The organism is Mesoflavibacter sp. (genome assembly GCF_964226795.1).
Lineage (GTDB): Bacteria > Bacteroidota > Bacteroidia > Flavobacteriales > Flavobacteriaceae > Mesoflavibacter > Mesoflavibacter zeaxanthinifaciens.
In genome coordinates this window covers 1-11,695 of sequence record NZ_CAXQQP010000009.1, presented here as the reverse complement: position 1 = coordinate 11,695, position 11,695 = coordinate 1, and the positions used below count along the sequence as shown (strand labels likewise).

Here is an 11,695-nt window from a genome sequence, read left to right as displayed (position 1 = left end):
CATTCACCTCCTTTTAAGTTAGTTTTAATATGAAATTAGAAACCAAATCTATAATTCACCATGAAACACTTAAAATTAACCATCGTTTTCTTTTTAACTACAATGTTATCTTTTGCAGAAGTTTCAAATTCAGAAAAAGAAGCTTTAGTAGCACTTTATAACAGTACAAACGGAGCTAGTTGGAATACAACTTGGGATTTAGAAGCGCCAATAAACACTTGGCATGGTGTAACTATTCAAGATTCTAAAGTAGTTGGGTTAAATCTTTCTTTCAATAATTTAAAAGGTCAATTACCTTCAGAAATAGGAAATTTAATTCACTTAAAATCAATTAATTTAGGTTTCAATAAAATTAACGGAACATTACCAAATACTATATCAAACCTAAAATCTTTAGAAAATTTAGAGTTATTCTTAAATCAATTAGAAGGAAATATTCCATCTTGGATAGGAGATTTAAAGAATTTAGAAGTTGTTGCTCTTTACAGTAACAAGTTTACAGGACAAATACCAGAAACAATTACAAATTTAAAAGAGTTAGAAAGCTTAGAGTTAGGTAGTAATTATTTACAAGGTACAATACCTTATTCAATCAATAACTTAAAACAATTAAAAATATTAAGTTTAATAGATAACCAATTAGAAGGAGATATACCTGAAACAATTGCAGAACTATCTAAATTAGAAGAATTAGTATTGTCAAACAACAATTTAACAGGAGTATTACCATTTCAGTTATCGCAATTAAATAATCTATCTTTAGTTATGGTTAGCGACAACAACTTAAATAATGATTACATCACAGTAGTTAATAATAATCCAAAAAAAGTATCTTTATTTTTAGAAGACCAAACGGTTGTTGATAAAGATTAGAATTAAAATAAAGTTTGTAAATTAAAGTCAACCAATTGGTTGACTTTTTTTATATTATAGAACTATGTTAGAACACTTTTTTACATGTCCTTACTGTTGGGAAACAATATCTATGCTACTAGATACTAGTGTTAGTAATCAAACTTATGTAGAAGATTGCGAAGTATGTTGTAATCCAATACAAATAACACCAGTGTTTGAAGAAGCAGAACTAATTAATTTTGAAGCTATTAGTATCGATCAGTAATTTTTTTTTAAAATATCCTTGTTATATGTAAAAAGGGTTGTATATTTGCAGTCCGAAATGTTTTGGTCGGCATTATGAACCGACAAGTTAAAAGCTAAGAAAAGCATTTCAACATACATATCGCGGGATAGAGCAGTAGGCAGCTCGTCGGGCTCATAACCCGAAGGTCACAGGTTCGAGTCCTGTTCCCGCTACTAAGTCTTTAGACTAATAAAATCAACGGTTTGTGTCCTCACAAACCGTTTTTTTTATGTCTAGTATTTTCTTACTTTTACAAAGAGTACACGATTCAGTACACGATTTACCAATGAAACTAAACTATTCTAAACCTAAAATTTATACAGGAGGTGTAGATATACATCAATGGTCCAAGTTGACTAAAAAAGAACAAAAAGAGGCCTTGTCTAAGTTTTGGTACGTATATTATTCATATAGAAATCCAAAGACAGGAAAACTTGTAAGACAAACTAATATAAAAGGTGGTGCAAACCAATATAAGGATAAAAAAAGCAGGTATTATGTACTTAAAATGCTTAAAGAAGGCTTGGAGATTGTATTACAAGACGGCTTTAGTCCGTATGACAAAAATGTATCACTAGAAGAGTATATTAAACAGAAGTTAGATAAAAAACCTAGCACTAAAACAAAAAATAATATTGTCAAAGAAACAGTTTTTGTTAATAGTAGTACTGAACAAAAAGAAATTATTTTAAGTATTGAAGATGCACTTGCGCTTGTATTGAAGACCAAAAAAAAGATTTTAAACCAAAATTCATATCCAAAGTTTAAAAGTCGTATAAATAGATTTAATAAATGGTTGTTAGATAATGGTTTTGTGTTACAAGATTGTATTACAACTGTAACCAAAAAGGATGTAATAAAATACCTTAATAGCGTATTAGAAAGAACAAGTCCACGAAATAGGAATAATGCACGTGTAGATATATCTTCTTTTTATCAAGTTTTAGTTGATAATGATATTATACAAGACAATTTTATCAAAAAGATTAATGTACTTAAAGCTATTCCAGAAAGAAATAAAACTTATAAACCGAGTCAGCTTAGTAAGATTTTAGAGTATCTTAAATCAGAAGATCCAATTTTAGATTTATTTGTCAAGTTTATATCATATAATACTTTAAGACCCATAGAGGTATGTCGATTGAAAATAGGAGATTTGGATTTATTAGACAATAAGTTGTATGTTAGGGCAAAGAATAAACCTGTTAAGGTTAAAATTATACCAGATATAATGGCAAAGGAATTGACAGGGTTAAAAAAGAAAAACTCAGAATTATTGCTTTTTACACCTAATGAAATTGGCGGTACTTGGGAAACAGACGAATCTAATAGACGAGATTATTTTACCAAGAGATTTAAAAAAGTAAAGGATCATTTTGGTTTAGGAAAAGATTACGGCTTATATAGTTTTAGGCATACGTACATAACAAAGATGTACAGAGAATTAGCTGAAAACTTAACACCAAACGAGGCAAAAAGTAAACTAATGATAATAACAGGTCACGCAACAATGAGCGCTTTAGATAAATATTTAAGAGACATAGATGCAATTCTACCTGAAGATTATTCAAACCTTTTAGAATAGATTATGCTTAAATATTTAGGATGCTTAGATGAGGCTCAATTAAAAACTTTAGATGATAACTCTAAAATCGATGTATTAAAAGAACATAATCTTATAATATTTAGTGAATCAAAAGTTATTGAAGCTTCAATTAATACAGGGTTATCTAGGCTGTTATTTAAAAATAAATTTAAAGGAATTACTAATAAATATAGTTATAGTAAGGATGTAGCAAGTGATTATTTATCTTTTTTATTACAACATTATTCTTGTTTTATTGATGGTGAAGTTTTTCAATATAAAAGGGATTTTGACTTAAAAACTAACCTTTTAGAAAAAAAGAAAGCTAAAGAATTTGCTTTAAGTGATTTCATTAGAATTTTCGAGATGATTGTTGATGTAAGATTTATTTCCTTAGAAAAAGATGTTCATGGTGAGATGCGAGTAGGAAACAGGTTTAAACTACTAGATAAGGAGAAAAATAATAAGTATATTGATAGATTAAGACATCAAAAAGACAATGTTTTGCAATATTTGATAGGAGATACAGATTTTTTTGATGTTGATTTTTTTAATACTAATGGATGGCTTCAAGAAATTATTGACTTTGAAATTGGTAGCCAAATATTAATCTATTTAAACGATAAATTTCAGTTTGAATCGGTTGAATATAATAGCGAGAACAAAAAAGCAATACTTATACATGAGAAATTTAAAGGAAAATTTGAATCATTAGAGCAATTGATATTTATTGAAAATCAAATAGAAAATCGAGAGAATGTTGATAGAGCATTTATTATTTCTTTATTTTATTTTTTTAAAAGAAAAATTAAATTGAAAATGCCAAGTACCAAGTTGTTTACACAAATAATTAATGACTTTTTTGAGTTAAACATCGGATTAGTAAAGGATCCAAGTTCTGAAACTGAAGCACATTTAAAAAGAACTGAAAAATTAAAAAATGAGTGGGAAAATTTTAACTCTAGAATGTCAAAAATCTAAAATGTCCCAAAAAGCTTAAAATACACCCTAAATACAACTATGTTTACCCAATAATTCCCCAATTAATTTCCTTTTTTCAAGTGAAAATGTTTCACAATTTGCAACTAGTTAAATCTTATTAGCTAGTGCTTCATGATTAATACTTTTTAATAAGCATTTAACTAATAAATGTTTAATTAAATAAAGTATACATGAAAACAACAGTTAATTTTAGAGTAACGTATGATGTTAAAGAACAACTTGAATTTTTAGCAGAAGAAGAAGGAAGCTCTATCTCAGATGTTGTTAGAGAAATTATTATTCAACATCTAAGAGAACAAGGTCTTATTGAGGCTCAAACAGAAAGGGTAATAGAGATTGATTTAAGTCAAGTCAATTTCAGAAGTATTAATTATAATACTGAAAATTATGAATAAGTCAGCAATCAAAAAGATTGCTGATGATATTCAGCTTAACGAAAGTAAATTAAAACTTACAGAAGCTACTCAAGGTTGTCTTATTATAAAAAAGACAAAAAGCTGGATAGAAGAAGCAATGAAACGTCCAATACCAAATATGCTTTTTAGCGAGTTTTGGTATGAAAATGAACTTTGTATTTTGTTCGCAGATACAAATTTAGGTAAATCCATTTTAGCGGTCCAAATAGCAGATAGTTTGAGTAAAGGAAAACCTATTTACGGTTTTAAACTAGAAGCACAACCTAAAAAAGTATTATATCTTGATTTCGAATTGTCTGACAAACAATTAGAAAATAGATATTCTATTGACTATACAAAACACTATGCCTTTAGTGATAATTTTTTGCGTGCAGAATTAAATTCTGATTTAACGCTTCCTAAAGGATGTAATACAATTGAAGATTACATTTGTGATACGTTAGAACAAACAGTGTATCACAACAATGTTGAAGTCTTAATAATAGATAATCTTACATACTTAAATAATGACAATGAGAAAGCAAAGTACGCTTTACATTTAATGAAGCTTTTAAAAAAGCTTACTAAGAGTACGTCAATTTCAATATTGGTTCTTTCTCATACACCAAAGCGTGATAATTCAAAACCATTAACTAAAAATGATTTAGCAGGAAGTAAAATGTTGATGAATTTTTGTGATAGTTCATTTGCAATTGGAGAAAGTTCTCAAAGTCATAATTATAGATACTTAAAGCAAATAAAACAACGTAATACAGAACAATTATATCACTCTAGTAATGTGGTTGTTTGTAGTATAGAGAAAAACCACAATTTTCTAACATTTAATTTTATTGATTTTGATGAAGAAGCTTGTCATTTAAAAGCAACAGAATCAGGTAGTCTTGGAGATAGAGACAATAAAATGGCTCAATTAATTGATGAGGGTTTAAGTAATGTGAAAATAGGGGTAGAGTTAGGGATTAGTGAAGGTGCAGTTAGAAAACGTCGTAAAAAACTAAACCTATAGTTTAATGCAAGCTACCGACGTATATAATATTGCTAAAGCGCTTTCTGATAAAGAGCTAAAAAAGCTATATAAAATGCTAGGTAATTTGCCAGAAGTTAAAGAAAGTACTTCTACTATAACAAAAACAAGAAAAAAACTACCTGATTTTACGGTAGATGATGCTATAAAGTTCATAATACAAAATCATTTTAATAAAAAGTAGTCAATTAATACTCGTACCATTCGTACTAAATAAAAGGTACGAGCAGTACGAATTATATTTAAAATATGAAATATAAATATCAACTTGATAAAACAAGTAAAAAGTATGTTTGCCCAAATTGCAATAAAAAGACATTCGTGAGATTTGTAGATACATTAACTGGTAATTATTTAAATACAATAGATGGGAGATGTGACCGAGAAACCAAATGTGGTTACTTTAAAAAACCAGAATCTAATCAAATTGTAACACAAAAGTATGATTGTAATACAAAACAGGTTAAACCATCGTATCACAAAAATTTTTTAATAAAAAAGTTTGGTTGCAATTATAAAAACAATCATTTTGTATCATATCTACTAAAACACTTCGCTCCAATAGATGTAAAACAAGTAATTAAAAAATACTTTATTGGTACTTCTAATCATTGGGCAGGAGCAACAGTATTTTGGCAGATAGACCAGAATGTTAATATAAAAGCAGGAAAAATCATGTTATACGATTGTAATACAGGTGATCGTGTAAAACAACCATACAATCACATATCATGGGTGCATAAAAAACTTAAATTAAACCAGTTTGTATTACAACAATGTTTATTTGGTTTACATAATTTATGTGATTATGACACAAGTAATACACTTTGTGTTGTTGAATCTGAAAAAACGGCAATAATAATGAGCATTATTATTCCATCTAATTTATGGTTAGCTACAGGTAGCAAGTCTGGCTTTAAAGAAGAGCTTTTAAAACCTATTAAAAATTATAACATTATTGCTTACCCCGATAAAAGTGAATTTAATAGCTGGAATAAAAGAGCTGAAGAGTTAATTAAAAAAGGATATAGGATTAGATGTAGTAATTTGTTAGAAAACCTAACAGTAGATAATGGTTATGATTTAGCTGATTATTTAATGACAAGAACAGCTTAAATTGTCATTTGTAAAAAAAGATAACTAGTTAACCTGTATTGACTAAAGGGTAATACAAATGTATAGATTTCATTATATCAATTATGACAGCTAAAATAGAAATTTTTTCGGACAGCTTTTTAATCAGGTTTCTTTAATTTCTACGTTTAATTCATTCCGCAAATTTGCTCAAATTCCGATCGTTTTTTAATTCAGGTTTGAGTGCACAATTCCACTGTTTTTTTTCATTCCACGTTTGGTTGATAATTCCGAAAATTTTCAAAATTCCGCACACCGTTTTTCTGATTTATCTACCTTAAAATTCTAAAAAAAATCGAAAAATAAACCAGGCTTTTTTTACCGCAAACTTGCAACAGTATTAAAGCTAACGGTTTCGTATAAGATTAGTTGCGTGGTTTAAGCACCTAATTTAGCAAATAAAAACCGAATAGAAAATCCGCGAGGATTTTCGTAAGTAGGCTAGTACCAAGCAATTAATTTTATACATTGTTGGCAGTAGTATTTTTTATTCAAATATTTCGAATACTCTTTCTTTCAAATATTTAATTCGGTTCTCTGTATTGTAAAGTTTAGCGTGATTAGCAATATCTTCTAAATATTTCGGATTTGACCCACAAACCATTTTTTTAGCTTGAATAAATCCTAATACATCAATATCAATTCTGTTTTCGGGTGGTATTTCCTTTAATATTTTTCCTTTTGTATGATAAATAGTTTTTCCTTTTGAGATTGAAAGGATTAATTCAGATTCTAAAATATTCGAACTTTTATTATTTCTTATAATTAAAGGATTATCTGATAGCAAACCTAATTGAGGTTTATTTTCAGGTATGTAAAATAACCTCCAATTTTCCAATTTGCAGTTTTTGCTCATTTGCATAAATTCTTCCATTCCTCTTATAACTTTAGAAGTTTTTATAAAAAAAGGTTCGTCTTTTAATTTTTTAAATTTTTCTTTTGTTATATTCTTACCTGTAATTTTATCTTTTGCTTGAAGAATTGATTTCCCCATTACCATTTTATTTATATATTCATTTGCATTATCATCTTGACTTGGAACTCTCCAATGTATTTCTGAAATAAAATACATAAGATGAAGTATTTCATATGGACTTAGTTCTATTTGTCCTTGTTTTTCAATTATTTTATTATAGGTTTTAGAGAATTTTGTTTCTCCTAATTGATATGCTTTTTCAATAAAATCATTTTTTTCTTCATTAATGTAGAAAGAATTTCTATTCCATTCAAAGAATATTTGTTTTGGACTTTTTCGTTTTTTTTCTAATTCACCTTTTTCTTTATTATAAACTGAAATGAAACCATCTTCACCAACGAATCCTTTTATCCAAAATTCAGGAATGTAATGATGTCTTTTTGTAATATTCAAATTCGTTTGTTTTCAAGGATTATTACTGCCAACGGTTTTGTGTATGATTTTTTGCGGGAAAAGGACGCGAGTCGTTTTCCGTTGTTGCGGAAAGATAATTAATAAGATTGAATTTCTGGTGAGGAAATTCAGCCGCAATTAATTATACACCTTGTTGTACACCGTTTTTCATTTATTTAATTTTTATCAAATCTGGTAAATTCCATCCGTTTCATTTTCGGACAATGATTAACTACAATATCAAACTCTGAAACTTTTTCCGTTGGTGTCACATACCATTTGCCAAAACTATAATTTAGCAAATAGACATTTTCAAATTCAGTCGGTTTTATGGTCAGTTCAGTTTCTTCAGTTTTCACTTTTTGTGGAACAGTTCTTAATTTTAATGATATTTCATTTTTCGTCATTTTTCTTAAATCATGGATCAAGTCAACATCAGGTTCCAATTGGTAGAAGAATAGAACTGAACTTTCATTTATTTCAAAAGCGGTTGTGTTTCCATCGCAAGGTTCATAAACCACAAATTCATTGTTGAGTTTTTTTAAGCTTATCCAATGTCTTGGGAATTCTTTTAGGTCAATTTTTATTGGTTTATGTTTTTTTGCAATTTCTTTTTCTTGATATGAAATTGCGTCATTATCCATTCGGTTTGGTTTCCAGTTAATCAGTCTTTTAAACGTTTCTGAATTTCGACTTGTGTCGATAAACAACTGATGTTTGGAAAGGTCTAGGTTTTTCGGATTTTTCTTTTCTAAAATTGTATCCAAGTCAGCTTTCCAAGTAGGGATTTCAGTCAGTTTATTTTCCGTTTTTTCAGGTTTAGTTTTCTTATTACAAGACAGTAAAAATCCTAATATAAATGCTATGTAGATTGCTTTTTTCAAATGGTGTACAACGTTCTCGTATAAGATTAGTTGCGTGGTTTAAACAACTAATTTAGCAAATAAAAACCGAATAGAAAATCCGCGAGGATTTTCGTAAGTAGGCTATTACCAAGCAATTAATTTTATACATTGTTGTGCATAGTTTTTTATTTCAGTTCAGGTTTATTTTTAATTGCTTCTTTAACAACCAAAGCAACTGTATCTTTTGTAATTCCTTTGTTTTTACAATATTTACTTTCAAGCCATACTTCTAATAACTTAGCACCTTTACTTGCATTACAAGACATACAACAAAGCGCAATATTGTCAACTCCATTTATTCTAATGTCATTAACTATATGTTCCCACGATTGTTTTGTTTTTCTAGATTTGTCGTCTTTCGTAAAAGTGATTCCACAATACACGCAAGATTTATCTCTTGATAACACAAAGTTTTCCACTTCAATTGGAATTCCCCATTTATTAGCCATATTTATTATTCATAAAGACTATTTATTAACTTCTTCCATTTCTCAGAAGCAAATAATATTCTTCTATTTGTCAAAACATTAGATATTCTTTGAGCTAACAGTCCGCCATAAACCATAAGCTCTTGTATATTCATACTACTTTGAATGTGTTGGTTACATCTTGCTGAGTAAAGTCCAATATTTTCAATTGAACTACTTTTTTCAGGCATTTGATTTTGTGAAAGTAAATGTCCCCATTCATATTTTATATAATCAATATTCCAATCTGAAGGTCTATTCCAACAAAGAGGTAATTCAGTTCCTTCTACGTGAAAAAAAGGTCTATGCTCTTGTGCCTCAAAAAGTAGAATTACTATTTCTCTTAAAATTTCTCTTTTCTGTTGGTCAAATCTGATATTTGAAAAATCATTACGAATATGATTAATGATTGATTTAACTAATCGTTCAGATTCTAAATCCGTTTCGTAAGCTTGAGGATTCTTATTTATTATTCTTCTATGTTCAATTAGTTTCATCGGTCAAATTATGCACAACGTTAGCGTATAAATTTCAGTTGCGGAAAATCGGTAACGATTTTCCGATTGAGAGTGAAAGATAGAAAATTGCAATGAATTTCCGCAGGAAATTCAGCCGCAATTGAATTTATACTATGTTGGCAACAGTAATTTAACAGTCATTTTGAATGTATAAAGTTAAATTCCATTTTCCATTTATTTTTTCAAATCCAAGCATTGTTAGAGTTCCTACTTCTTTTAATGTGTATTCAAAGTAAAATTTGTTGTCAGAATAATTGAATGTGTTTTTCCATTCTTTATCAACTCCAATTTCGTTAATAAAGTTCCAATCATCATATACCCAATTATCTTTTGTTAAAACATAAGTTTCTTCACAAGCTCCAACTACTGCAATTAAATTGTCAAAGTCAATATGAGTCTTTTGAAAATTAGTATCGGAAATGAACTTTTGACTGAATTCAAGGAAATCACTCGGAACTTTTGTTTTGTCAGAGTAGGATTCAGACACTTTTCGGTAATTCTCGGCTTTTTGAAAAGCTAAATCCCAGTCATATTTTTCTACTTCTCCTTTTTTGTAAAGTTTGTAAATCGAGTCCATTTTAGCTTTCATCAACTCTTCTTCAGTTATGGAATTCGATTCTACACTTTCCGTTTTAAATTCAGGTTTAGATTCTTGTTTATTTTCTTTACAAGAAACTATTAATAGAAGGAAGAAAGTCAGTTTTAGTATTCTCATTTTTTTATTGTTGCCAACGGTCTAGGCTATGATTTCGTTGTGGAATCATCCGTAGGATTATTCCGCCGAAATCCAGCCATTTGATTTATACTTTTACTTTGGTGTGGCACAAAACCACAATGAATTATAGCCATTGTTGGGCATAGTTTTTATTCTTCTTCGTATTCAGCTTCTCCATAAGGGTATGTTATTCTTCTTCCACTATAATTTGGATATAAATATGACTGAATTTTGATTAGTTTTTTTTCAGATATTAATTCTACAAGCCTTGATACTTCATTATTATAACTATGACCTCCATTATATTTGGATATTATTTCATTTTGAATAGTTATCTCATTCATATATGCAATTTGGTCTCTGTAAAATTGTTTTTGATGTTCTTCTCCTTCTTCCATCTCCCTTTCTTTAAGTACTTTTTTCAAAGCCTTTTTATAGCTTTTATTCAATTTTTTTAATCCAAGTTCAACACTCTTATAGTCATTAATGAACTTTTTGGTCTGGACTTGCATTAGCCCAAGAGAGTGTTTCTTTCCCGTTACTTTGAATTTCAAGTTTTCTATAAAGCGTGCGACTTTCGGTCTGTTGAAATCTTCGTAAATCATTATGGCATAGGCGATTTGTTTTAACTTATCGTTTTCTATTTTCTCATTGACCAATGTAGAGTACTTACTTCTAAAGTGATTAAGTCTGTTTCGTAAGTAATTCTCTTTTCGTTTTATTGTGTTGTCGGATGAAATTCTAATTTGATTTAACGTGTGGAATATGAAAATTAAAATAATAATCCATAGTTCATTTGAAATTGTCTCAAAATCAGGCAGGATATTTTCTTTCTTGTAAATAATTTCAGTGTAAGCAAAATATGATATTGAGACAATAGAAATCCAATAAAGAGTTTGTCGATACCAATTCATTAAAAGTCCACGATTAGTAAATAAGTTGAAAACTAATCGAAAAACTATGTAATAGATTGAAATGAAATAAGCGTTCAGTACATATTTGTCCAATCCAATCTTGTACAGAATAGCCGAGACAACAAACAGGTAAACAATTGGACTTATTATACGGAATAGAAAATTAAAAGCTGGTGCTTCTTCGACTTTCAGAAACATAGATATTTCCATATAACCAACGGAATAGGAATGTTTTCCAATCCAATTTATTATGAAAAATAGAATTACTCCTAAAATGAAATGTAATATGTGAACTTCTATCATTCTTTCAAATTATGCCCAACGTGTTTGGCTATGATACGTTGCGGAAAAATCCGCAGGATTCTTTCCGCCGTAGCCGAAAGATAGTAAATTGCAATGAAATTCCGATAGGAATTTCAGCCGCAATGGATTATAGCCGGTGTTACCTACAGTTTTTATTTATCGATTTATTAATGTCAGATAATGTATTGCAAAAATCAGACGA

The 11,695-nt window shown here is 28.8% G+C and carries 14 protein-coding genes and 1 tRNA gene; 9 read left to right on the top strand and 6 right to left on the bottom strand.

The features are described 5' to 3' along the window. Positions 1-60: 60 nt before the first annotated feature. From ACEQT4_RS08545 to ACEQT4_RS08505, 9 genes are all read left to right on the top strand, one after another. A complete protein-coding gene (locus ACEQT4_RS08545) occupies positions 61-873 on the top strand; it encodes a Two component regulator three Y domain protein (protein WP_370227002.1) in 813 nt (270 codons plus the stop codon). 64 nt (positions 874-937) lie between these two features. Beyond that, on the top strand, positions 938-1,120 hold the full coding sequence (locus ACEQT4_RS08540) for a CPXCG motif-containing cysteine-rich protein (RefSeq protein ID WP_027880549.1): 183 nt from the start codon (positions 938-940) through the stop codon (positions 1,118-1,120). Between the two features lie 121 nt (positions 1,121-1,241). Further along, positions 1,242-1,314 (top strand) — tRNA-Met (locus tag ACEQT4_RS08535). Between the two features lie 56 nt (positions 1,315-1,370). Then, on the top strand, positions 1,371-2,726 hold the full coding sequence (locus ACEQT4_RS08530) for a tyrosine-type recombinase/integrase (RefSeq protein WP_370227001.1): 1,356 nt from the start codon (positions 1,371-1,373) through the stop codon (positions 2,724-2,726). A 3-nt stretch (positions 2,727-2,729) separates the two neighbouring features. Then, on the top strand, positions 2,730-3,707 hold the full coding sequence (locus ACEQT4_RS08525; protein ID WP_370226999.1) for a hypothetical protein: 978 nt from the start codon (positions 2,730-2,732) through the stop codon (positions 3,705-3,707). Positions 3,708-3,898: 191 nt separating this feature from the next. Beyond that, positions 3,899-4,123 carry a ribbon-helix-helix protein, CopG family gene (locus ACEQT4_RS08520; RefSeq protein WP_370226998.1) on the top strand — a complete coding sequence of 75 codons (225 nt, stop codon included), beginning with the start codon at positions 3,899-3,901 and terminating at the stop codon, positions 4,121-4,123. Beyond that, positions 4,116-5,150 carry an AAA family ATPase gene (locus ACEQT4_RS08515; RefSeq protein WP_370226997.1) on the top strand — a complete coding sequence of 345 codons (1,035 nt, stop codon included), beginning with the start codon at positions 4,116-4,118 and terminating at the stop codon, positions 5,148-5,150. The genes ACEQT4_RS08520 and ACEQT4_RS08515 overlap by 8 nt, the downstream gene beginning before the upstream one ends. Positions 5,151-5,154: 4 nt before the next feature. Beyond that, on the top strand, positions 5,155-5,352 hold the full coding sequence (locus ACEQT4_RS08510; RefSeq protein WP_027880554.1) for a hypothetical protein: 198 nt from the start codon (positions 5,155-5,157) through the stop codon (positions 5,350-5,352). A 65-nt stretch (positions 5,353-5,417) separates the two neighbouring features. After that, positions 5,418-6,284 (top strand): DUF6371 domain-containing protein, encoded by an 867-nt coding sequence (locus ACEQT4_RS08505; protein WP_370226995.1) that lies wholly within the window; start codon positions 5,418-5,420, stop codon positions 6,282-6,284. Between the two features lie 505 nt (positions 6,285-6,789). Here the strand turns inward: ACEQT4_RS08505 and ACEQT4_RS08500 are convergent. The 6 genes from ACEQT4_RS08500 to ACEQT4_RS08475 all read right to left on the bottom strand — a co-directional run bounded on the left by ACEQT4_RS08500 (position 6,790) and on the right by ACEQT4_RS08475 (position 11,190). After that, positions 6,790-7,671: a DUF4238 domain-containing protein gene (locus ACEQT4_RS08500; RefSeq protein ID WP_370226994.1), complete on the bottom strand. Its 882-nt coding sequence runs from the start codon at positions 7,669-7,671 to the stop codon at positions 6,790-6,792. A 176-nt stretch (positions 7,672-7,847) separates the two neighbouring features. Continuing rightward, positions 7,848-8,555 carry a hypothetical protein gene (locus tag ACEQT4_RS08495; RefSeq protein ID WP_370226993.1) on the bottom strand — a complete coding sequence of 236 codons (708 nt, stop codon included), beginning with the start codon at positions 8,553-8,555 and terminating at the stop codon, positions 7,848-7,850. Between the two features lie 146 nt (positions 8,556-8,701). Next, entirely contained in the window at positions 8,702-9,025 is a 324-nt protein-coding gene (locus ACEQT4_RS08490) for an HNH endonuclease (protein WP_278006647.1), read from the bottom strand. Positions 9,026-9,030: 5 nt separating this feature from the next. Next, positions 9,031-9,540 carry a hypothetical protein gene (locus tag ACEQT4_RS08485; protein WP_278006648.1) on the bottom strand — a complete coding sequence of 170 codons (510 nt, stop codon included), beginning with the start codon at positions 9,538-9,540 and terminating at the stop codon, positions 9,031-9,033. Positions 9,541-9,691: 151 nt separating this feature from the next. After that, positions 9,692-10,276, bottom strand: a complete 585-nt coding sequence (locus ACEQT4_RS08480) for a hypothetical protein (protein WP_370226991.1) — start codon at positions 10,274-10,276, stop codon at positions 9,692-9,694. A 149-nt stretch (positions 10,277-10,425) separates the two neighbouring features. Next, a complete protein-coding gene (locus ACEQT4_RS08475; protein ID WP_372521214.1) occupies positions 10,426-11,190 on the bottom strand; it encodes a hypothetical protein in 765 nt (254 codons plus the stop codon). Between the last annotated feature and the right edge of the window lie 505 nt (positions 11,191-11,695).